The 22,667-nt window shown below is 38.7% G+C and carries 25 protein-coding genes and 1 tRNA gene; 22 read left to right on the forward strand and 4 right to left on the reverse strand.

The genetic code is table 11. The features are described 5' to 3' along the window. Window positions 1–392: 392 nt before the first annotated feature. The 6 genes from AC0N32_RS08055 to AC0N32_RS08080 all read left to right on the forward strand — a co-directional run bounded on the left by AC0N32_RS08055 (window position 393) and on the right by AC0N32_RS08080 (window position 4,610). Complete coding sequence (locus AC0N32_RS08055) at window positions 393–1,103, forward strand: hypothetical protein (protein WP_476393348.1); 711 nt, start codon at window positions 393–395, stop codon at window positions 1,101–1,103. Then, window positions 1,103–2,146: a hypothetical protein gene (locus AC0N32_RS08060; RefSeq protein ID WP_476393349.1), complete on the forward strand. Its 1,044-nt coding sequence runs from the start codon at window positions 1,103–1,105 to the stop codon at window positions 2,144–2,146. The genes AC0N32_RS08055 and AC0N32_RS08060 overlap by 1 nt, the downstream gene beginning before the upstream one ends. 117 nt (window positions 2,147–2,263) lie before the next feature. Further along, entirely contained in the window at window positions 2,264–2,908 is a 645-nt protein-coding gene (locus AC0N32_RS08065) for a hypothetical protein (protein ID WP_476393350.1), read from the forward strand. Window positions 2,909–2,914: 6 nt separating this feature from the next. Next, window positions 2,915–3,481: a hypothetical protein gene (locus AC0N32_RS08070; RefSeq protein WP_476393351.1), complete on the forward strand. Its 567-nt coding sequence runs from the start codon at window positions 2,915–2,917 to the stop codon at window positions 3,479–3,481. A 114-nt stretch (window positions 3,482–3,595) separates the two neighbouring features. Next, entirely contained in the window at window positions 3,596–4,240 is a 645-nt protein-coding gene (locus AC0N32_RS08075; protein WP_476393784.1) for a DUF2931 family protein, read from the forward strand. Window positions 4,241–4,409: 169 nt separating this feature from the next. Then, window positions 4,410–4,610: a hypothetical protein gene (locus AC0N32_RS08080; RefSeq protein WP_476393352.1), complete on the forward strand. Its 201-nt coding sequence runs from the start codon at window positions 4,410–4,412 to the stop codon at window positions 4,608–4,610. Between the two features lie 94 nt (window positions 4,611–4,704). On the opposite strand, the gene AC0N32_RS08085 is transcribed toward AC0N32_RS08080, so the two are convergent. Further along, window positions 4,705–4,775: transfer RNA gene (locus tag AC0N32_RS08085), tRNA-Gln, on the reverse strand. A 307-nt stretch (window positions 4,776–5,082) separates the two neighbouring features. Here AC0N32_RS08085 and der point away from each other — a divergent pair. Both der and upp read left to right on the forward strand, forming a co-directional pair. Continuing rightward, window positions 5,083–6,393, forward strand: coding sequence for a ribosome biogenesis GTPase Der (gene der, locus AC0N32_RS08090; RefSeq protein ID WP_476393353.1), 1,311 nt, complete (start codon window positions 5,083–5,085; stop codon window positions 6,391–6,393). Between the two features lie 80 nt (window positions 6,394–6,473). Then, entirely contained in the window at window positions 6,474–7,127 is a 654-nt protein-coding gene (gene upp / locus AC0N32_RS08095; RefSeq protein ID WP_476393354.1) for a uracil phosphoribosyltransferase, read from the forward strand. Between the two features lie 53 nt (window positions 7,128–7,180). Here the strand turns inward: upp and AC0N32_RS08100 are convergent, their stop codons facing one another. After that, window positions 7,181–7,834 (reverse strand): ComF family protein, encoded by a 654-nt coding sequence (locus AC0N32_RS08100; RefSeq protein WP_476393355.1) that lies wholly within the window; start codon window positions 7,832–7,834, stop codon window positions 7,181–7,183. Window positions 7,835–7,985: 151 nt separating this feature from the next. On the opposite strand from AC0N32_RS08100, the gene AC0N32_RS08105 reads away from it, so the two are divergent. Further along, entirely contained in the window at window positions 7,986–8,369 is a 384-nt protein-coding gene (locus AC0N32_RS08105; protein WP_476393356.1) for an acyl-CoA thioesterase, read from the forward strand. Here the strand turns inward: AC0N32_RS08105 and AC0N32_RS08110 are convergent, their stop codons facing one another. Next, window positions 8,370–8,876 carry a TlpA family protein disulfide reductase gene (locus tag AC0N32_RS08110; RefSeq protein WP_476393357.1) on the reverse strand — a complete coding sequence of 169 codons (507 nt, stop codon included), beginning with the start codon at window positions 8,874–8,876 and terminating at the stop codon, window positions 8,370–8,372. 129 nt (window positions 8,877–9,005) lie between these two features. On the opposite strand from AC0N32_RS08110, the gene AC0N32_RS08115 reads away from it, so the two are divergent. Next, window positions 9,006–9,452 carry a 6-pyruvoyl trahydropterin synthase family protein gene (locus tag AC0N32_RS08115; protein ID WP_476393358.1) on the forward strand — a complete coding sequence of 149 codons (447 nt, stop codon included), beginning with the start codon at window positions 9,006–9,008 and terminating at the stop codon, window positions 9,450–9,452. A 24-nt stretch (window positions 9,453–9,476) separates the two neighbouring features. Further along, window positions 9,477–10,268 carry a UDP-2,3-diacylglucosamine diphosphatase gene (locus tag AC0N32_RS08120; RefSeq protein ID WP_476393359.1) on the forward strand — a complete coding sequence of 264 codons (792 nt, stop codon included), beginning with the start codon at window positions 9,477–9,479 and terminating at the stop codon, window positions 10,266–10,268. Here AC0N32_RS08120 and AC0N32_RS08125 read toward each other — a convergent pair. Beyond that, a complete protein-coding gene (locus tag AC0N32_RS08125) occupies window positions 10,258–10,431 on the reverse strand; it encodes a hypothetical protein (protein WP_476393360.1) in 174 nt (57 codons plus the stop codon). The two genes, AC0N32_RS08120 and AC0N32_RS08125, sit on opposite strands and share 11 nt — an antisense overlap. Before the next feature lie 9 nt (window positions 10,432–10,440). On the opposite strand from AC0N32_RS08125, the gene AC0N32_RS08130 reads away from it, so the two are divergent. From AC0N32_RS08130 to AC0N32_RS08180, 11 genes are all read left to right on the forward strand, one after another. Further along, a complete protein-coding gene (locus AC0N32_RS08130) occupies window positions 10,441–11,421 on the forward strand; it encodes a long-chain-fatty-acid--protein ligase (RefSeq protein WP_476393361.1) in 981 nt (326 codons plus the stop codon). A gap of 99 nt (window positions 11,422–11,520) precedes the next feature. Continuing rightward, window positions 11,521–12,075, forward strand: coding sequence for a hypothetical protein (locus AC0N32_RS08135; protein WP_476393362.1), 555 nt, complete (start codon window positions 11,521–11,523; stop codon window positions 12,073–12,075). A 127-nt stretch (window positions 12,076–12,202) separates the two neighbouring features. Beyond that, complete coding sequence (locus tag AC0N32_RS08140; RefSeq protein WP_476393363.1) at window positions 12,203–12,823, forward strand: DUF5715 family protein; 621 nt, start codon at window positions 12,203–12,205, stop codon at window positions 12,821–12,823. Between the two features lie 83 nt (window positions 12,824–12,906). Beyond that, window positions 12,907–13,638, forward strand: a complete 732-nt coding sequence (locus AC0N32_RS08145) for a hypothetical protein (protein WP_476393364.1) — start codon at window positions 12,907–12,909, stop codon at window positions 13,636–13,638. Between the two features lie 146 nt (window positions 13,639–13,784). Beyond that, window positions 13,785–14,261 carry a hypothetical protein gene (locus AC0N32_RS08150; protein ID WP_476393365.1) on the forward strand — a complete coding sequence of 159 codons (477 nt, stop codon included), beginning with the start codon at window positions 13,785–13,787 and terminating at the stop codon, window positions 14,259–14,261. A 50-nt stretch (window positions 14,262–14,311) separates the two neighbouring features. After that, window positions 14,312–15,040 (forward strand): sensor histidine kinase, encoded by a 729-nt coding sequence (locus AC0N32_RS08155; protein ID WP_476393366.1) that lies wholly within the window; start codon window positions 14,312–14,314, stop codon window positions 15,038–15,040. Continuing rightward, entirely contained in the window at window positions 15,009–15,686 is a 678-nt protein-coding gene (locus AC0N32_RS08160; protein ID WP_476393367.1) for a response regulator transcription factor, read from the forward strand. The genes AC0N32_RS08155 and AC0N32_RS08160 overlap by 32 nt, the downstream gene beginning before the upstream one ends. 136 nt (window positions 15,687–15,822) lie before the next feature. Then, window positions 15,823–17,169 carry a T6SS phospholipase effector Tle1-like catalytic domain-containing protein gene (locus AC0N32_RS08165; RefSeq protein WP_476393368.1) on the forward strand — a complete coding sequence of 449 codons (1,347 nt, stop codon included), beginning with the start codon at window positions 15,823–15,825 and terminating at the stop codon, window positions 17,167–17,169. A 210-nt stretch (window positions 17,170–17,379) separates the two neighbouring features. Then, window positions 17,380–19,311, forward strand: a complete 1,932-nt coding sequence (locus tag AC0N32_RS08170) for an ABC-F family ATP-binding cassette domain-containing protein (protein WP_476393369.1) — start codon at window positions 17,380–17,382, stop codon at window positions 19,309–19,311. Between the two features lie 444 nt (window positions 19,312–19,755). Further along, window positions 19,756–20,112 (forward strand): hypothetical protein, encoded by a 357-nt coding sequence (locus tag AC0N32_RS08175; RefSeq protein WP_476393370.1) that lies wholly within the window; start codon window positions 19,756–19,758, stop codon window positions 20,110–20,112. 178 nt (window positions 20,113–20,290) lie between these two features. Next, window positions 20,291–22,663: a TonB-dependent receptor gene (locus AC0N32_RS08180; protein ID WP_476393371.1), complete on the forward strand. Its 2,373-nt coding sequence runs from the start codon at window positions 20,291–20,293 to the stop codon at window positions 22,661–22,663. Window positions 22,664–22,667: the final 4 nt, after the last annotated feature.

Raw genomic sequence — 22,667 nt, forward strand, 5'->3', positions numbered from 1 at the left:
CGGAAAGGCTTTGAAAACGGATAGTATCCGTATTTATCAATGGTCTGGGGGTTACAAAGAGAGCTATAAGTAATAAAATAAATCTTTCTGCTTTTAAACGGCAATCCCTGATCTCGAATGAAGTGGCGGGAGAAGTTTCCATGTTTAGCGAAAAAGAGAATATGACGATTCAGAGTGGTAAAATGGTAGAGTTCAACAGCGCAGAAAAATCTAAACTTTTTTAAACTTAAACGATATAGCGATAAAAAAGAATGCTAAGAATATTTCGATAAGAGTGCAAAACGAATATCATCTTATTGTTGGAGGGAAATTGGAGAAGATTGCGGATGAGATATTTATTCATGCTACTAAGAAAAATCTAACGCTCGGCAGTAACAAGAAAATTGTATCAGATGGGAACAAGCATTAATTTCGGAGAGGTCAGAGAAAGAAAATTAGACTTCCTGCCATTGGATGTAGGTATTAATGGGCACATTATTTTTTGTAATGGATATTTAAGCAGTCCTACAAAAAATCCTCAGTCCTATCTAAATGTTATTATGGATAAAGTTCCTGATGATTTATCTCAAAATCCATTCAGAGGAGCAGATATGAGTGAAAAAATGTTGACGAAAGGAGATGATATTGTCAGCAATAAAGAGTTGAACTTAATCGACAGGAAGGGAGGAGAATGGTTGTTTAGTGACGAAATGTATGCTAAATCAGAATATGGACGCTGGTTTTTTGCAACCAAAGAGCAGTTTGAAGGATACTGGAATGGATATGATAATGTTTCTAGAAAAAGATTATCAAAAGTTTTTGAAGAATATTTTCATGCAAAGAATAACTCCCACTTTATAAATGGTTCGCATGGATTACAATCTTCTGGTGCCCATAGGGTTGATCATGGTATTGCACAAGGTTATGCTTGGGCTAAAAGTAATTGGAAAATAAAGAAATATTCTGAAGTAGAACAAAAAAAAGAAGAAGATGCAAGCATTTTAGCCTATTCTCCTTCCTATCAGCCAATAACGGTGGTTGGACATAGCCAAGGGGCAGCTGTAGCAGCAGGCGTTGCGATAGGTGTTATATATTATATGAAATGGGTTGGCAGGAAATTCTGATGAACCTCTTGTTTTTGGGAACACATCAACCACAGGGGCTATATGAAAATGATTACGAAGTTTTTGAAAAATATTATTTTGAAGATTTTATCAATGAATGGCTGTTGGAGTGGGTTTCGGATATCTTTAGTAAAGAAAAGCTAAAACAAAAAGAGGGCATATACGAAAGGATGAATGACTTTTTGGGTTCAGGCTGGGGAGGACTCATTAAAAGAGCTGTACAATTTACTTTCCCAAATGACAGAGCTCTTTTTGTGACCAGGATGGGGGATATTCCCTATGTAAAAAATGCCTGTAGTGAAACTGATGCTTTGCAAATTGCAAGCTGGTATTTTGCCGCTGAAAACAATATTCCAAATTTCGTTAGAGAAAAAGATGGCTATATCTTTCCTAGGAGGCTTTTAGATAAACATTTTAATGAAGATGGAAGTATTAATCCTAAAGCATTAACCTTTAAAAATACCATTAAAAAATATTGGCAAACCTATCATAGTTATAAAAATTACAGGGATTTGGTGAAAAATAATCCACAACTAAAATATGAAAAAGCAAAATATCAGATTCCGGATATTAAGTTTCTGCCGTATTGGTTTGAGATCATGATTAATAAGTCCATAAAGAAAGCGGAAGGAGAAAAAGCAAACCTGTATTTGCAAAGTGAATTATATAGAAAAAAGCTTGATGCTTTAATGGCTTTTGCTGCTGTGCACGAATTGGAATTGCAGGCACATTTCGCTCCGGTTGGATTAATGTTCAACCAAGGAACCCTTTCTGACTGGGACAAATATCAGGATCAGACTATTTGGGATAGGATAAGAGAAGCAGGCCATGATATTTTTTACAGAGTAGAATATTCTTCACAGAATATTGGAATTCCTGAAAGGATGAAGCAAGATAAAGCATATACGGAAAGTAAAGGAAAAGAGCTTATGGTAAGTACGTCTATTGCCAATAATGCTAAAGTCAAGGAATGGATTGATAAAGCCAAAGGCGAGATGGCAGAAGAAAGTGGTTGGCTGGCTGATATAAAGGCGTGGTGGTAAGGAGATAAAGAATATGACGGCTCAGGCTGGGGACATGGCGCTCGTACTGAACTGGCAAAAGTTATAGGATTTGAAGATGGTAAAATAGACAATATTTTCGAGGCGGGTGTTTACTCTATGTTACAAAGAGGAGAAGTAATTATTGATGATAAAAGTAAACTGAAGAAAAGTTTGAATGAAGATCCCGCACTGAAGGATAGGGAAAAAATAGTTTCTAAAACTATTTTTAATGATTCTAGATATTTGAAAGAAAGTTTTAAAATTGAGTTACCAGTGAAATCTATTCAATTTGGTGGCAAAAGAGCAAAGGGAGCTATGTGGAAACAATTTGTAAATCCTTTGAATTCAAAATATAGAGATACATGGAAAGTTGCAGCCAATGATTTGTCTTGGCTAGTTCGCAGTGTAGGCTTATATACTACGGCTAATATAAAAAAAGATGGAAATGTAAAGTTTGAGCATACATTTAACGATAAGTTTGATTTGCGTCCTTCCGTTGGAAGAGACTGGGAATATAATGTAGTCAACATTATTTTAGGATTTCTATATCATGATGCGGCAGGAGGAAATGATTTGATGCGGATAAAAGCGGACTGGCATAATGAATATACCAAAGAAAAAGTTGATTGGATGGCAAACGGAGATAAATACTTCAGAAGTACAATGGATAATATAAAGCAGCAGCAAAACTCATTAAATAATGAGTTGGAAAAAGCTGATCAGTGGAATAGAAATACGTCCTTTTTCGAAAATTTAGAATAGGAATATATGAAATATTTTAAAGTAATAATTATAGGGTTATTAACTACCTTATTTAGCTGTAATAAAATTAAAAAAATTAAAAATAATTTGGATACGGTAGATTTATATAAAAAATCAAATATTGATAGGTTTTACTGGGAAGATAGCGGATATGATTATGAGGTGTTACCTGTGCTTAAACCTTTTAAGCTTATAAATCTCCAGGGAAATAGTGAGTGGATTCTAAATTCATCTGAAATGCCAGATGAAATAAATGATATAAGCCCTGTTGCGTCCATCAATCTCTACAATAATAAAATATATGGATTTCAAGATAATCAATATCAATTAAATTCTAATGAAGTAAGAATTCCAGCAAGGTGGTTTATCATAGATACCCAAGCAAAAAAAATATCATATTTCGAAAAAGAAACTGAATTTAAGGCAGCATTAAAAAGACACAACCTTCCAGAAAAGTTTTTAAATCCCGACGAAGTGTATGAAGAATTCAAGCAAGACCCTGTTTTAGAGTGGTTCCCGCGAAATATTAAAAAACAATTGAACGAAGTAAAGTCCAGTCTTAAAAATAAATAATTTTTGCACCAAAGAGTATGATAAGTAGAACAAAGTACATGAATGAGACCAGATGTTTTGATATAGAGACTGACATACCAGCGAAATGAAATTTTTAAAAATTTTGCATATCCCATACGTCCTTACAATAGCTTTAGCGACTTGGTGTTTGGCTTCGCCCCCAAAGGTATGGTGGTGGTGTGGCTGCGTTTCGGAGCAGGAGTGCAGATCGAATTAGGGCGTTATCAAGCAGAAGTAATAACTAATAAGCAAGAAATTACAGGAATAAAAGAAAAATATCTTAAAACCTATCGCATTAGCCAAGAGAGATTTGAAGAAGCCAAAAAAGAATTGGCTATCCCCGATGCTTCTCCAAAAGAATGGGACAATTACAGGGAAAGGTATAATTACGCTGCTGTTTTTACATCGGAAAACAGAGGGTTGAGGTTATTTAGAATGTGGATAGATTACTTCAACGGAGAGGAAGAATTATTTTATCGCCCATGGATTGGTGAAGTCTCTTATGAAAAAAGAGCCATCCCCAAAGAACTGAATTTTACTTGGGAAACAGGCAAAGATCAACAGTATACGGGATATGCATACTTTAATTGGGAAAAGGTCAATGACGTTTTTAAAAAAACAGGTAACCAAGTCAGGCTGGAATTTAAAATAGCTTCTGACAACGGTTCTTTTGAGGTGTTATTAGATAATCATCCTGTACCAACGGATAGTATAAGGGTTTTTAAAACCAATGACAAGTTCAATGATTCTTACAAGTAATTATAATTTAGGAATTTGTTAGACTAATGAGACTACTTAGAAAAAATGTTCTGAAGATATAAGCCCTATTACATTCATCAATCTATACAATAATACAATATATGGATTTCAAGATAATCAATACCAATTAAATTCTCATGAAGTAAGAATTCCTGCAAGGTGGTTTATTATGATAATTCAATCAAAAAAAATAATATTCTTTGAAAAAGAATCTGAATTTACAGCAGAATTAAAAAGACTCAACCTTCCGGAAAAGCTTTTAAATCCGGATGAAGCGTATGAACAATTTAAACAAGATCCTGTTTTAGATTGGTTTCCTGAAGATGTTAAAAATAAGTTAGAGAAAGTAAAAGCAGAATTAAAGAGATGATTTTGAATAGATAAAATAACGCCTTTTTGGCGACAAGATTTAGTAAGGTTAAAAAAAAAGAGAAACAATCAAAATGATCATTTCTCCTCAAATGTAGACCCACAGGGATTCGAACCCCAGATGACTGAACCAAAATCAGTAGTGTTACCGCTACACCATGGGTCTGTATTTCTATGTCGCGAAATTATATAAATTATTTTAAAAATAAAAATGAAATATTAAGATTTATACATCCCCGAAACAATATGAGCCTTTATTTACTGATAGTCAAAGAATTATTTTTTCCTGAAATGAGAGTAGGTAAAAGGCTTATTCCCGGGATTCCGGCGCTGGGATTCACCTTGATATTGGCCTGTCGTAAACTACAATTAAATAAAAACAGTATCTTTGCAAAAAAATTGGGCTCCAAAAGTTGGAGAAACCCATTAATAACTTGTCCCGAGCTTCGGCAAAGGATTATTAAACATTTTTTATGTCGAATATTGTCGCAATCGTTGGGCGCCCCAACGTAGGAAAATCCACGTTATTTAATCGTTTATTGGAAAGGAGAGAAGCCATCGTAGACTCTACGGCTGGGGTAACCCGTGACCGTCACTACGGGAAATCCGACTGGAATGGAGTAGACTTCACCGTTATCGATACCGGAGGGTATGATGTGAATAATGATGATGTGTTTCAGGGAGAAATTTCCAAGCAGGTTCAGCTGGCCGTAGATGAAGCCACGTCGATCATTTTCATGATGAATGTGGAAGAAGGACTTACCGATACGGATTATGAAATCCATGAAATGCTCAGAAGATCCAATAAGCCAGTGTACATTGTCATCAACAAGGTAGATTCGTCTAAAGAGGAACTGGCCGCTACCGAATTTTACCAGTTGGGAATCGAAAAATATTATACTTTATCGTCTGCAACGGGTTCAGGGACGGGTGATCTGCTGGATGACATCGTAAAAGATTTTCCGACCACGGAATACAAAGACCCTTTTGAAGGATTGCCGAAAATCACCATCGCCGGCCGTCCGAACGTAGGGAAATCTACGCTGACCAATGCTTTGCTGGATACGGACAGGAATATTGTAACCGATGTGGCAGGAACCACGCGGGACAGTATTCAGACCCTGTACAATAAATTCGGACATGAATTCGTACTGGTAGATACTGCCGGAATGAGAAGGAAATCAAAAGTTTCCGAAGACCTTGAATTCTATTCGGTAATGCGTTCTATCCGTTCCATCGAATATTCTGATGTGGTAATCATCATGGTGGATGCGACCTTAGGCTGGGAATCCCAGGACATGAATATTTTCGGACTGGCACAGAAAAACAGAAAAGGAATCGTTATCGTGGTAAACAAATGGGACCTGGTCGAAAACAAGCAGACCAATACTACCCGTGATTTTGAAAAATCCATCAGGGATAAAATCGGACAGTTCAGCGATATTCCAATCCTTTTTGTGTCTGCACTCACGAAGCAGAGAATCTTAAAAGTGGTGGAAACCGCCATGATAGTGTACGAAGACCGTAAGAAGAAAATCAAGACTTCAAAACTGAACGAGGTAATGCTTCCGATTTTCGAAGGTACGCCGCCGCCGGCCAACAAAGGAAAATACATCAAAATCAAATACTGTGTACAGCTTCCGACGCCATCGCCACAGTTTGTGTTCTTCTGCAACCTGCCACAGTATGTAAAAGAGCCATACAAAAGATTTACTGAAAACCAGCTGAGAAAAGAATTCGGGTTTACCGGAGTTCCTATCGAAGTTTATTTCAGACAAAAATAATATACAGTCCCTTTTAGATCTTTCTAAAAGGGATTTTATTCTTAGATTAATTTTATATTTTAGATAAAAGTTTCACAACAATGAATACAGTTGTATTATCAGAACAGTTTTCTCTGGTGAATTCATGGATCAATGAACTCAGAAATGTCGACATTCAGCATGACAGGTTGAGGTTCCGCAGGAATATGGAAAGGATCGGTGAAATTGCAGCCTTTGAGATCAGTAAAAGTTTAGAGCAGAAAGAAATCGAAATTCAGACCCCTCTCGATAAGATTAAAGTAAAGGAAATTGCTGTTCAGCCTGTCATTACAACCATCCTGAGAGCTGGAGTTCCTCTTTTTCAGGGTATTTTAAATTACTTCGACAAAGCAGACTGCGGTTTTGTGGCAGCGTACAGAAAGCATGATGCCAACGATTATTTCTCTATCAAACAAGACTATCTTACATGCCCGGACATTGAAGGAAGGCCTCTGATCGTCGGAGACCCGATGCTGGCCACCGGAGCCTCTCTGATTGAAGCGATTAAAGACCTGTTGACCAACGGCAAACCAAGCCAGCTGCATATTGTTGCCGCCATTGCCTCAAAGCAGGGCGTGGAAACCATTGAAAAAGAGTATCCGGAGGCGAAGATCTGGGTGGGAGCCATCGACGAGCAGCTTACCTCAAAAGGTTACATCACTCCGGGATTAGGCGATGCCGGAGATTTAAGCTATGGCGAAAAACTTCAGCGGTAATTTTAAATCTGAATTAATTTAACCATAATCTTTCGTAGCGATTGGTTTTGATGCTAAATATCAATCGCCATGACGAGAATACTTACTTTATTGTCGCCGGCGCCCAGGATTTCCCAGGCCATGGCGGCTAAAGTATTTCCCGTTGTAAAAACATCGTCAATGATCAAAATATGTTTTCCGGAGACTTTCCTGGTGATTGAAAATATATGTTCCGTTTCAAGGCGGTGTTGTTTGCTTTTCAGGGCCTGGGCTTTCGAATAATGATTTCTTTTAATGAGATCGTGATCAAACGGAATTCCATAGAATTCGGAAAGTTTCTCTGTGAAGGCGTGCAGCTGGTTGTAGCCTCTTTCCCTTTGTTTTTTCGGGTGAAGAGGTACCGACACCAGTAAATCAGGGGTCTTATCCTTAAAATCCAGGCGTTCATTTGTCCATTCGGCTAAGGTTTTTCCCACCCGTTCCCTGTTTCTGTATTTCAGTTGGTGGATGATTTTCCTGCTTAGGTTTTCTTTTTTGAACTGCATCAGAGCAAAAGTGTGCTCGACCGGAAAAAGCAGTTTGCACTTTTCGGTAATAAAATGATCGTCAAAAAAGGTGAAGTGTGTAAAATCGATCTGCTCGAAACAAAGCTCACAGACCAGAAGATCGTCGTCAATAATACGATTGCAGCCCAGGCAGCGGTTCGGAAATAAAATATCTAAAATCATTTGTGCGGAATTTTTTTGCTAATATACTAAGTTCCGGCAAGCAAATGTTGAATCCGATCCGTTATTTGATGTTAATATTGCAGACCGGAATGGTTTACAGAGGGTTTAAATTTAATTTTTAAGCCTTATTTTTGATTAAATATTGAAGAAGATGAGTTTGATTTATGAAAAACAAATACAGGTCACGGAAGAACATATCGACAGGAATAATCACGTCAATAATGTGCAGTATGTGAAATGGGTAGAGGAAATTGCCGCAGAGCACTGGGATTTTGTGAAACATGAAACAGACCATCCTGAAGATATATGGATGCTTCTCGATCATCATATTCAATACAAAAAACAGGTCTATCTTGGCGATATTCTTACGGTAAAAACATATCCTAAAGCACCCGAAGGAATCCGGCAGCCCAGGAAAGTGGAATTTTACTGCAATGACCGGCTGGTAGTCGATTCGTTGACACTCTGGGTTTTCATCCATAAAGAAACGGAAAGAATCATCAGGCTGGAAAGCAACTGGCTGGATGTTTTGTAATTATTGCTCAAGGAGAGTGGCAAGCAGGTCCATTTTCGATTCGTCGATAATCCCGGTAATTTCCTGCACATTTCCTTTTTTATCAACAATAAAAGTAGTGGGATTTCTGATTGTCGAAAAATAAGACTGCAGTTCTTTCAGAGAATCTGTGATATGGATAAAATTGAATTCATGAGCCGTTAAGAAACGGTCGACTTTCTCTTTCGGGTCGTGGGTGATGGCAATGAAATTTGCTTTCGTACCCAGGGTTTTCCTCAGCTTGTTCAGATAAGGAAGCTCTTCGATGCAGGGCGCGCAGGTGACCGACCAAAAGTTAATCAGCGAGACTTTGCCCTCAAGCTCGTCAGCACTGAAGTTTTCCCCTTGATCGTTTTTATAGTTTTCAATCGGAAAATGTTGCCCGATCTTCTTTTCCAAAAGCGGGTGGGCCTGGAAATACCTCTGGGCATTTAGCGATAAACTTAAAAACAGCAGGATCGATAAGAAGAATTTCGGGACTCCGAACATTTGATTATTGATTTCTTTTACCAACGTGATCCGGGGCTTGTTTCGTATGTGATGGAATTGGAAGTTAGTCAACGGGCATTTATAATATGGCCAAACCAAAACTCAAATCAAATTCCTTATCTTTGTCCTATGATACGTATTACAAAAATTTTTACATTCGAGACGGCGCATGTTCTGTATAATTATGATGGGAAATGTAAAAATATGCACGGGCATTCCTACAAGCTGTTTGTAACGGTAAAAGGGAAACCTGTAAATGATCTGGAGCACCCTAAAAACGGGATGGTGGTTGATTTTGGAGATATAAAAAGTATCGTAAAGTCAGAGATTGTAGACGTCTGGGATCACGCAGTGCTGATCAACGGGTTGTCTCCTCATAAAGAGCTGGGAGAAGATCTGGAAGAGAAAGGGCATAAGGTGATTTACTGTACCTTCCAGCCGACCTGCGAAAATATGCTCTATGCGATTGCTGCCAAAATAAAGTCTAAACTTCCCGACGGGATTTCTTTAGCTTATCTTAAGCTTCATGAGACGGAAAACTCTTACGGAGAATGGTTTGCAGAAGATAATCAGTAATTTATTTCAATAAACATTTCAGAAGTGTTAAAAACAACCATCAATTTAGAGCCGGGGAAAAAAGTATATTTTGCTTCCGATCAGCATTTTGGCGCGCCGAATCCAAGAGAAAGTAAGGTACGCGAAGAGCGGTTTATCCGCTGGATGGATGAGATCAAGCATGATGCACAGGTTCTGTTTTTAATGGGTGACCTGTTTGACTTCTGGCACGAATGGAAGCATGTGATCCCAAAAGGATATGTTCGTGTTTTAGGGAAAATTGCTGAGTTGAAAGACCGCGGGATTCACATCTATTTTTTCGTGGGAAACCATGATCTCTGGATGAAAGATTACCTGGAAGAAGAGATCGGATGTACGGTTTTCTACACTAAGCAGTATTTTGAAATGGGCGGAAAACAGTTTCTGCTGGCTCATGGAGATGGCCTGGGGCCAGGTGACAAAGGATATAAAAGAATGAAGAAAGTTTTTACCAATCCTGTCGCACAGTGGTTTTTTAAATGGCTGCACCCGGATATCGCCATGAAGATCGCGTTGTATATGTCCCAGAAGAATAAAATGATTTCCGGTGATGAGGACAAAGAGTTCCTCGGTGAGGATAAAGAATTTCTGATCATCTATTCCAAAGAAAAGCTTAAAACACAGAAAATCGATTATTTTATCTATGGCCACCGGCATCTTCCCATGGTCATGGAACTGGAGGGAAAAGCAAAATACATCAATCTCGGAGACTGGATTTCTTATTTTACCTACGGGGTTTTTGAACATGAATTTCAACTGAAAACGTTCGGCGACAGCACAAAAAAAATTACCCCATAAGAGGTAATTCTCCGAATGAACCGAAGTTCACTCTTGTTTTTAATCCATATTCCGGTTTTGTAGTTGCAATAACCTGACCAAAATTTAATTTTTTAATTAAAAAAATATTAAAAACCTTATTTGTTTTGTTAATAGATTTATAATGAGGCAGTAAGAAAATCATTTTTTACAAGTGAAAACAATATTCGACATACAAACCGACCGGGATTTCCTGGATGCAGCGCTGAAAACTTTCCGTTATCAATACGATCATGTTGACGTATACCGGCGTTTCGTGGATTATCTTACTATTGATCCGAATGATGTGGATAGTCTGGATAAAATTCCTTTTCTTCCCATCGAAATGTTTAAAAATCATGAGATTCTCGATAAAAATGTCTCAGCCGGTCTTTTTTTTCAAAGCTCAGGCACCACGCAGATGAATTTGTCTAAACATTATATTGCAGATGAAGAAATCTACAAAGAAAGTATTTATAAAAGCTTTGAACAGTTTATCGGGAAACCGGAAGATTTTATTTTCCTCGGCTTACTGCCAAGTTATCTTGAGCGGCAGCATTCTTCCCTGATCTATATGGTTGATTTTTTAATGAAGAAATCGGCAAAGCCCGAAAACGGGTATTTTCTTTACAATCATGAAGATCTGTTTACCCTTTTAAACCAATTGGAACATAAGAAAGTCATTCTTTTCGGAGTTTCATTCGCCTTACTCGATTTCCTGGATTATTGCAGCTCGAATTCCAGAACGCTCACATTCTCCGACTCTTTAACGGTGATTGAAACCGGTGGCATGAAAGGACGAAAGGAAGAAATGACCAAAGATGAACTCCTGCAGCTCCTGCAGAATGGCTTTAAAACAGAAAAGATCTACTCAGAATATTCCATGACCGAGCTTCTTTCCCAGGCGTATTCCCTTGGAAACAATGAATATAAATGCCCCAACTGGATGAAGATCATGATCAGAAATGCGGAAGATCCTTTTAATTATGAGAAAGAAGGCAGAACAGGGGCGATCAACATTATCGATCTGGCAAACATCCATTCCTGCTCATTCATCGCGACCCAGGATTTGGGGAAAACTCTGGACCGTAAATTTCAGGTATTGGGAAGGATTGATCATTCAGATATTCGCGGATGTAGTCTTCTGGTGAGTTGATCGTGTCTAAGGATGGGAAAGTCTGGAAGTGAATTTAAAACAAAAAAAATCGAAATCCCGAAGGGAGTACTTAAATAAGAATAGGCGCAGTCCTGTGAAATGAAAAACGTTTTAAAAATAGAAGAATTGGTGCATGCCTTCATATATTCTCAATGTGATTTTGAGAAGGAAATTGTACTCACCAACCATTTTCAGGCAGATTGGGAAGCGGATATACTGGTTGTGGACTCTGAAGGCTTCAGCCACGAGATTGAAATAAAGCTTTCCAAAAGTGACTTTAAAAATGATTTTAAAAAATCCTATACCAATGCCAGTACCGGCGAAAAATTCCTGAAGCACGACAAAATATCCTGTGGCGACTATATGTGCAACGCGTTCAGTTTTCTGCTTCCGATGGGAATGGTCGATCACGACCTCATTCCCGAACATTGCGGGATCATTGAGTTTTACCATAATGTTGATTCCTGGGATACCGAATTTTATGTGATCAGAAAACCCCGGAAAGTTCATGAAGATCCTTACTGGAAACTGAACGACAAAGATCTTTTTATCCGGAAAATGGCGCTCAGTTTATTGCAGCGTAAAATGGAAATCAAAGGAAAACATGAAGAGCTCATCTTTAAGAATCCTTTCGAAATTAAAAAACAGAAATGATATTCTGTTAATTAATCTGATGGTTTTGAACCATATTTTTATTTAAAAATCTAAGATAAATTGTTCTTGCAGTTCATTCGTGTAAAATATTTTCATTATTTTTAGTTGAATAATTAAAACATCTTTAATGAAAAAGTTTTTATGCGTGGCGTTTGTTTCCGTTATTCAGGGGACATATTCTGCTCAGGTAGCCAAAAAAACTTTACCATGTTACGATCTTACCGAAGTATTGAGAGTAGAGCCGACGCTGTTGTACAAGCCTCATCTGGATGCTTCCAAAAGTTTTGGGGTTAAACTTCTGAAAGATTCTAAAACGGTTCTGAAATATATCAACAACGGAAAATTTCATAAAGTCAATAAATCCGGGAAAGGATATCGGGTGCAGAAACTCGACTACAGCAGGGCCTGGATGGTTTCCAAAGGCAAGTTCATGCTGGAAAGAATAGGTGCACGCTTCAGCAAAGAAACGAAAGGCAAAACCTTTACGGTGTCGTCTATCACAAGAACACTGGAAGACCAGTGCAGATTAAGAAAAGTTAACAGTAACGCTTCTCTTGGGATCAGCTCCCACAATTACGGCAATTCTTTCGATATTTCTTATGTACGCTTCGATGGGGTTTTAAGATATAATTCGGGGTTAGAGAAGGCTTTAGAGAAGGTTTTGAAATATTATTACGACGCGGGACGGATTTATTACATTAAAGAAAAGCAACAGAGCTGTTTTCATATTACGGTTAGGAATTATTAAATGATTTTCATTTACATGTGATATACTTGCACAGATAATTTAGTTTCTTTAATTTTATGGCACTTTAAAAAAACCATGAAATTATGAATGCACTCAGCAAAGAACAGTTTAATGATGCCACAACAGAATGGGCTGCGCGTTGTTCGGATTATACTGCAATTACAAAACTGATTCCTTCCAACTACGTGTTCACTTTTGAAGCGGAGCAGATCATGTGGATGAAAAAGTACAACAGGTATAAAGATTTTTGTACTGAAATAGGTGTTTTCCAGGGACAGCTTGTCGCTGTACTTTGTCCGCTTGACGATAAAGGGCAGAGACTGGTAGTCGATCAATTTCCTTACAGTCCGCTTAAACCGTTGGACGGAGACCTGAGACTTGTAGAAACTGAGCAGTATACGGTGACCAAAAACGCTATTCTTTCTAAAGATCTGCAGAGGATAGATGATAATTCAGACACCTATTTGCCGGTAACCAATAAGCCGATTCTTGCGCAGGATATCGCTGTTGCTGCCATTGAAGAATGGAGAGACGAGGCCATGATGTGGTTCTACAGAGAGTGCTCGGAATTCAAAGGAAGCCGCGTTTTCAAAAAATTCTATGTGCCTTCTGAAGATATTTATCCTACGAAAGACAATCTTAAGCGTATTATCTGTTCTTTCGGGCTTAAAAATTCAGCGGTGTACCAGAGACTTTTGCCGACGCTTATCTTTATCTCTTTCTACGAAGAGTTGCAGGGGAACGGCAGTGCTTCTACCATTTCAAATACTTACGACTGGTCTCAGCCTTGCCCGCCGATGTGCCCGTTTAATTAATATTTAAATCTATTGTGGATACGTACAAAGTAATACTTTATCTTAATAATAGTTTACTTTTCATTTGTGCCGTCATAGGACTTATCCGGTACAAATTTTTAAAAAATACAGAAAAATGGTATGTCTATTATATCATTTTTCTTTTTTTGATTGAAGCTGTTGTTAAACTCTGTTTTTATATTTTCGGAATAAAGGATGTCAATTTTGTTTTTCCTTTTTATGTAGCCGGAGAATTCCTGTTGCTGGGGATTTTATTTATCAGGAAGCTGAAGATGCCCAATTACTGGTATATTCCGGTGGGGTTGCTTGCCGTTTTGTTCCTTGCAGACTTCCATCTGCTGGAAAATGATGTGAAAAAAGCAATATCAAATATTGTTGTGATCTGTTTTGCAGGATATGCATTGCTCACGGAGATCAAAAGCAGTAAGGTGAATGACCGCTTTATGCTCGCGGACAGCATGATTTTCCTGTATTACGGGCTTTCAGTATTTCTGTTTTTTCTTCTAAGGCAGTTTTCAGAACTGGCGAAGGATGAAGCCGTGACGCTGTGGAGCATTAATAATATCTTAAGCAGTGTTTTGTATGTAACGTTTATTTATACCTTTTTAAAATTAAAGAAATAACCCTCAATATCAGCTTTTTTATCACGCTAATTGTCGTTCTGATAATTATCATGACCTTTATCCTTCTTGCGTACAGAAGCTTTATCAAAAGAATAATTGAAGAGAAAAACGTACAGCACGAGGCTGAAGTACTCCATCAGAAAAATCTGGTGCTCGAAAACATAAAAGCCCAGGAGTCTGAAAGAAAAAGAATTGCCGTTATGATTCACGATGATATCGGAAACAGGCTGAATATTTTGTCATTATGGCTGAATAATCTTGATACGAAAGGGGATGAGCTGATCAGAAAAAATATCACGACACAGATGTCTTCCCTGATTGATTCGGCCAGAAGCATTTCACACTCATTGTATCCGGTGAACCTAGAGTCTGTGGGTTTGGTCTTATATATTGAAGAACTGATCGCCAACCTGTCCGGAAGAATAAATATCTCTTTGAGTGTAAGCCCGAAATTTCAGAAAAAGGATATTTTTATCGAAGTGCAGCTGTACAGGATTATTCAGGAGTTTACCACCAATGTCCTCAAGCATTCGGAAGCATCAAGAGTCTGGATTTATATTAAAGATAACCAACCGAGCCTGGCAGTGGTTATTTCGGATAACGGAGAAAGCTTCGACTATGAAGAAGTGAAGAAAGGAATGGGGATTAAGAATATAGAATCCAGAATAAAATCCATGAACGCCATACACAAATGGAAAAACGTTTTAGATAAAGGCAGTCGGTTAATCATTAAAATTCCGTATCATAATGAATTCACAGATCAAAATAGCGTTAATTGATGATGAGCAGCTCATCCTTGAAGGGGTGAAAATGCTGTTGTCTTCCGAGCAGAATATTTCCGTAAAGTTCACTTCCGGCAACGGACCCGATTTTTTGGAAATTCTGGAAAGCACTTCACCGGAAAACTTCCCGGATATTGCCCTGGTTGATGTCCAGATGCAGCCGATGAATGGTTTTGAACTGGTGGAAATCCTCAAAGAAAAATATCCTGATCTTAAAATCATCATACTTTCTTCTCACTACAAAACGACCATCCTTGGCTATATGGTGAAATTGGGAGTTGCAGCGTTCCTGCCTAAAAACTCAAACCGGAATGCTTTCATAGAAGCCATCACCATGGTATATAAAAACGGGATATTCTTTACTCCCGAAGATCATCAGATGATCTTTTCCTACATGAACAGCCCCACCAAGAAAAGAACACTTTTTGAAATGGACGACGAGCTGTCCGACCGGGAAAAAGACGTCGTAAAACTGATTTGCCAGGAATGTACCAATAATGAGATCGCCGAAAAACTCTTCATCAGCCCCAGGACGGTAGAAAGCCACCGCCAGCGGATCGTGGAAAAAATTGGCGCTAAAAATACCGTTGGAATCGTCATTTATGCGATCATTAATAATATCCATCCTTTAGAAAGAATATGATTCCGTAGAAATACGGAATTTTTTATTTGGTACTTTTTACGCTACTGTTCCTGTTTTTTTTAGCGTTACTTTGAAAAATTCATAAAAATAAATCCTTCATTATCAGAATATATGCAGGATAAAATCACAAGGTGACATGAAAAGCAACATAATATCCGTCGGGATTTTTTTTGACGGAACCGGGAACAACGGGATGAATGCCACTTCTCCCGGAAAACCTCCGAAAAACAATGAAAGCTATTACGGAAATATGACCAATATTTATAAATTGTTTACGCTGTTTAATGGTGAGGAAAAACTTTATATTGAAGGAATCGGAACGCTTACTGCCAGGGAAGACAGTGACTTTGCGATGGCTACCTGCAAGAATCCTTCCGGTTTTCAGGGATATTCTTCTGATGACAAACTTCAGAAAGCATTTTCTTTTGTTCAGGATGTAATGGCTGATCATGAAAAATATTATGAATTTTATATTTACGGATTCAGCAGAGGAGCCATGCTGGCCAGAAGCTTTTGCCACGAACTGTTGAAGCCGGATTCGTCGTTACCGGGGAATTTTAAAGTGAAATTTCTCGGCGTATTTGATACAGTGGAATCTGCACCTTTCAATGACTATCATGTAATGGTGCCGCCGGCTGTAGAAAAAGCCCTTCATATCTGTGCGGTGAATGAATGTCGGTTTTTCTTTCCTTTAACCGGTTTTTTTGAAGATTCAGGTTTGATGGAAGATTCGGAATTTCAAACAGGACACACGACCTGGAAAGAAATATTTGTTCCCGGTGCTCATGCGGATATTGGCGGCGGATACCTCGAAGGCTCACAGTCGGTGTACGTGTCCCCGAATTTTCTGCTTGCTGATGAGTTGGATGGCTATATCAATACAATCAGAACAACGGCGACCGATATTACTGGTCAGGAAATATGGAGCGCCCTTCTTGATGGATATAAGATAGACCAGGGAGAGGTTTTCGCTCAGGCATACATTTCCAGAACACTTGTTTATAATGAACTTTCGAAAGTCTACGGAAAACTTATGCTGGAAGAATCAAATGCCGAAAAGCCTGTTTTTAATACAGATCCGGAGCATTCACATTTCGCAATTGATCCTGAAAAACATCCTTATTTGACCCTGCTTTCGGAAGACTTGGAAAAATACATTAAAAATATTTCTCAGGAAATGAAACCTGCCTACGACTATAATAAGCTGAAGGATTATATTCATATTTCAGGAAACTTCGGTTTGTATCATCTTGCTATCAGTAAAAATTCCAACAGCGCCGGCAGTACGGAATTGATCAACAACGGATTGAATGTTCCCGGAAATTCAGACGATCAGTTTATGGCCAACCAGTCGAAGCTGCAGCAGGAAATTCATCATATAGAAGATTCTATAGTAGATTATGCATACGGAACAAATATTCCAAATAATGACCTTTGGAATCGCACGATATTGATTAAGGAAAATTTATACTATAAATGCTAGTACTTTTTCAGTTTTAAATTTAGGTGTGGAGCTGCCTTGGTAAGGCAGCTCTTTTTTTGTTTAAATGATATGTTTAGGCTAAAAAACGACAATATTAAAAACAGGTGCAATCTATTCGAAAATAGCCATTCTTTTTATTTTCGGCTATTCATTTCTTTTTCCGTATTTTTGCACGCGAAAATTCATTATTCACATTAATCATTATTCAACATGCTTTCGGTTCAAGGTTTAGGATTACATCATTCGGGAAACTATCTGTTTCAAAACGTAAATTTCACCATCAAAAAAGATGATAAAATCGGTTTGGTTGGTAAAAACGGAGCGGGAAAATCCACATTGCTGAAGATGCTTTCCGGAGAAATTACGTTTTATGAAGGAAATGTGGTTCCCGAGGGAAATATCACCATCGGATTCCTGAAGCAGGATCTCGATTTTGTAAAAGGAAGAACCGTATGGGCAGAAGCGATGCAGGCCTTTGAGCAGATTAATGCATGGAAAGACGAACTGGAGGAAGTTAACCATCAGATGACGGTAAGAACCGATTATGAAAGCGATTCCTACACGGATCTTATCAATAAAATGACGGAGCTTAATGATCTCCTGATGCATCACGATGCCTATAATCTGGAAGGTGATGTCGAGAAAGTTCTTTTCGGATTAGGTTTCAAAGCTGATGATTTCCAGAAGATCACCGACGAGTTTTCAGGCGGCTGGAGAATGAGGATCGAGCTGGCCAAGCTGCTGCTTCAGAAAAACGACCTGATGCTTCTCGATGAGCCTACCAACCACCTGGATATGGAATCCATCATCTGGCTGGAAAACTTCCTGAAAGATTATCCCGGAGCAATTGTGCTGGTAAGTCACGATAAGCAGTTCATGACTGCAGTCTGCAACCGTACTTTTGATGTGAATAACCGAAAAGTAGATGATTATAAAGCCAATTATTCCAAATACCTTATCATGCGCGAAGACCGCCGCGAAAAACTGATTCAGGCTAAAAAGAACCAGGACGCGGAGATCAAGCAGATGGAAGACAACATCAACAAATTCCGGGCAAGTGCCACCAAAGCATCTTTCGCCCAGTCGTTGATTAAAAAGCTGGATAAAATCGAGCGTATCGAAGTGGACAACGAAGACGTGTCTAAATTCAACATCCGTTTCGTGCAGTCTGTCGTTCCGGGGAAAGTAATCTTTGAAGCGGAAAAATTAGGAAAAGCATACGGTGAAAAACAGATCTTTGATGATGTGGATTTCATCGTTCAGCGAGGCGATCGGATTGCTTTGCTGGGCCAGAACGGACAGGGAAAAACAACCCTGGCAAAAATCTTAGCGGGTGATATCAAAGATTATTCAGGAAACTGGAATCTTGGCCACAATGTAAACATCGGCTACTTTGCCCAGAATCAGGAGGAAGTTTTAACCCCGAATAAAACCGTTCAGGAGGAAGCGGAAGATGCCGCGACGGAAGAAACGAGACCGAGAGTCCGTGACCTTTTAGGATCTTTCCTGTTCCAGGGAGAAGCGGTGAATAAAAAGACAAAAGTACTTTCCGGAGGGGAAAGAAACCGTCTGGCACTCTGTAAATTACTATTGCGTCCTTTCAACACCCTGATTATGGACGAACCTACAAACCACCTTGATATCCAGTCCAAAGAAATCATCAAGCTGGCCTTGCAGAAGTTTGAAGGTACTTTGATCGTCATTTCGCACGACCGGGAATTCCTACAGGGGCTTTGCGATAAAATTTATGAATTCCGTGACGGAAAAATGAAGGAATTCTTAGGAGACATCAACGAATATCTTGAATTCAGACAGAAAGAATCAATCCGCGAGATCTCTGCTGAAAAGGCAAAGCTTCACAATGAAGTGCCGAAAGCGGAAGTGAAAAAGACGGAAGAAAAACCTGCGGCCAACAGCGGTCAGCCGGCAACGATCGTCAGCAAAGAGCAGAAAAATATCCAGAATAAGATAAAGAAGGTCGAAGAAAAAATTTCTGAGCTTGAAACAAAAGTAGAGGAGTTTGAAGCTTCTTTCGCCAAAGAAAACCCTTCCGAAGAAACTTTGGAAAAATACAGCAAGACGAAAGAAGAGCTGGAAGTCGCTCTTCAGGAGTGGGAGTATCTGGGTACTCAGCTGGACTAATTCCTAGATTCCCTTCGGAAAATCCCGGATTCGACGTAGTCAACAACAAATGGGGTTGCAGAAACTTTGCTATAGAAAATAAACAATTGCATTAATACGTCAAATTTGTCATTCTGTAAGAATCTAAACGCGAATCTTTCCAGCTTGTCTCTAATACTATGCTTAGATTCCCTGCGGGAATGACAAATAGGATACGGAAGCTATCTAATAAAAAGTAACGCGTATGTTAACCTTCAAATTTGTAACCCCGGTGGAAGTTGGAATTTGTAGAAATTATTTATACTGCATAGTCTAAATCAACGGCAATATCTTAATCGAAGACACGCTAAGATTCGTGAAAATCCGTGTCATCCGTGGGAGATTCTTTCACTTTTATTTATCAATTAAAATATTTTAAGAAAACTTTAATCCCGATCTTTTAAAATATTTTTATAATTTTGAAGCATGATTTTTAAAGAAAGCAGAAATCTGAAAAATTTCATTTCCAAATTGCTGTTTGGGATCTATTTTCTTGCGCTGTTTTCCCAAAACTTCCACAGCCACAGCTCAGAGGAAGTTTTTAAAAATTTCAGCTTTAAAAAATCGGAAAATACCGTAACCAAAAACGTAGCGAAAGAAAAGGCGGCCGACTGTCTGGCCTGTCATTTTATGGCTACGGGACATACCTTAATTCCTGAAGAATTCAGTTTTTCTTTTGAAAGCTATACCCATGAAGTACAGCAGATCATCAGCATTCAGGAAAAGATCTGGTCTCAGACCAAATTTACGTTTCAGCTCCGCGGTCCGCCGGCAATTTCATAACGTATAGATTCTTATTGGTTTAAAGTTTAATGTCTTAAGTTCAGGATGAATTTTCCTGGCGGTATATAGGTACATACATTTCACTTTATCCGATTCCAACCATTAATTTTTTACGAAAAAATGTATCTGAAAGGGTACGCAATCAATCTATTTAACAATGAAATTGATATACAGTGTTATGCTTATCCTATGTGGATTCGCATTGACCAACGCGCAGCAAACTTATACCGTAGAAGGAACTGTTCAGGATTTTCATGACAAAACCATGCTGGAAAATGCCGTGATAAAAATCGGAAACTTCTCGGCAAAAACTGATAAAAGCGGTAAATTTTCCATTGGCAAAATTCCTGCGGGAAACTATATACTCATTGCTAAACATCCGGATTGTAATGATTATACTGAAAATGTAGGAGTTACAAAGGATTTGCATTTGGCAATCACACTTGAGCATCATATCCAGGATATTGAAACGGTAACGGTACATGGGAGCCATAAAAACAACGGAAGCATGGTGGTTAAAACCATCGATAAATCCACGATTTCCAGGAATATAACCGAAAACCTGGGAAACCTGCTTACCAATATTTCAGGAGTAAATACCCTTAAAACCGGGAATAATATTGCAAAACCTATTATCCATGGTCTTTATGGAAGCCGTGTAGCCATTCTGAACGACGGTGTAAAGCTGGCAGAACAGGAATGGGGCGTAGAGCATGCTCCCAACGTAGACGTCAATAATTTCGAACATATTGATGTGGTAAAAGGAGCATCTGCGCTGAAATACGGAAGTGGTGCCGTAGGAGGCGTTGTGGTTTTGCAGCCTCAGGTATTACCTAAAAAAGATACGATCATGGGGGCGGTTTCTCTCTCAGGGATTTCCAACGGGCGTGGCGCAGATCTTAATGTAAGGCTTGCAAAAACCTGGGAAGATGGCTGGGCCATCAAAACCAATGGAAGCTTCAAAAAGCTCGGAGATCTTGAAGCGCCAGATTATGGGTTGATGAATACAGGACTTCAGAGCTCGGGATTTAATTTCGGAGTCCAGAAAATGACTTTTAACAAAGGTTTTTCTTTTGATTACTATCTTACGAAAAGCTCCATAGGAATTCTCAGAAGCTCCCACGTCGGAAATTCTGAAGATCTTCTGACGGCCCTTACTTCTCCGGAGCCTATTTATCAGAGAGATTTCAGCTATGATATCGATAATCCGAGACAGGATATTGAACATCATATTGCTAAAGTTTCCGCTTATCAGAGATTTAAAAATTTCGGTAAAATCACGGCTACATACAGTTTTCAGTACAACCACCGAAAAGAATATGACATCCGCCGCGGAGAGGAACTGAGTAAAAAACCTGCTCTCGATCTTGAACTGATCACCAATGACCTGAATATCGACCATCTTATCGAAAGAGGAAAGTGGAATCTGGAATCAGGAATTAATGCAGGATATCAGAACAATTACTCCAACACAGAGACCGAGGCGAGGAGACTTGTACCGAACTATGACCGGTATTACGCCGGAATTTATTCGGTTTTGAAATACAAACTTACACCTGATCTCGATCTTGAAGCGGGCGGAAGATATGATTTTGATCATTACGAAGTAACCAAATGGTATGATCTCAGTGACTGGAATAAATTATATGCCTCGGATTATCCGCAGTTTGTTGTACGCATCAATAAGAACAGGATTCTTACCAAACCTTCATTAAGCTACAATAATATTTCGGCAAATGCAGGAATTACATACCGGCCCGCACCGAATTTTGACCTTAAATTCAACTACGCGAGAGTCTCAAGATCACCGAATGTTGCTGAACTGTTTTCAGATGGCTTGCATCATTCGGCGGCCATTATTGAAAAGGGAGACATGAGAATTAAAAATGAAACGGGAAATCAGTTTAATTTCGTAGCCGATGTAAAGGCGAATGTCTTAAAGGGATTGAATGTTTCGGTAAACCCTTATTTCTTTTATACCAAAAATTTCATTAATGAGATTCCTTCAGGATATCAGAATACCCAATGGGGCGGTGCTTTTGTCGTGTACCAATATGAGCAGATCGATGCGAAAATGTATGGGGTAGATCTCGATGTTCAGCTTAAGATCACAGATAATCTGGCTTATAAGGGAAGTGCGGCTTATGTATATGGCCAGGATCTTACGCATGATGTACCTTTAATCATGATGATGCCGCCAAATTTAAATAATTCATTGGAATTCAGCAAGAAAGAATGGGGCAACTTTTATGTAAATGTAAGTAACAATACGTATCTGAAGCAGACAAGATTTCCAATTTATAATGTACCGATCAGACTATTCGATTCAAACGGTAATGCGTACAACCAGGAAGTGGATATTTCGACACCTCCAAACGGATATTCGCTTTGGAACCTTCAGGCAGGGGTAAAGCTGTCTAAAAATTTCGGCGTTGATTTTTCAGCCCGAAATGTATTCAATAAAGCCTACAGAGATTATCTCAACAGGCTTCGTTTCTTTGCCAATGACATGGGAAGAAACTTTATTTTAACTTTTAAATATCAGTTTTAATTAC

Source organism: Chryseobacterium endophyticum, from assembly GCF_056333165.1.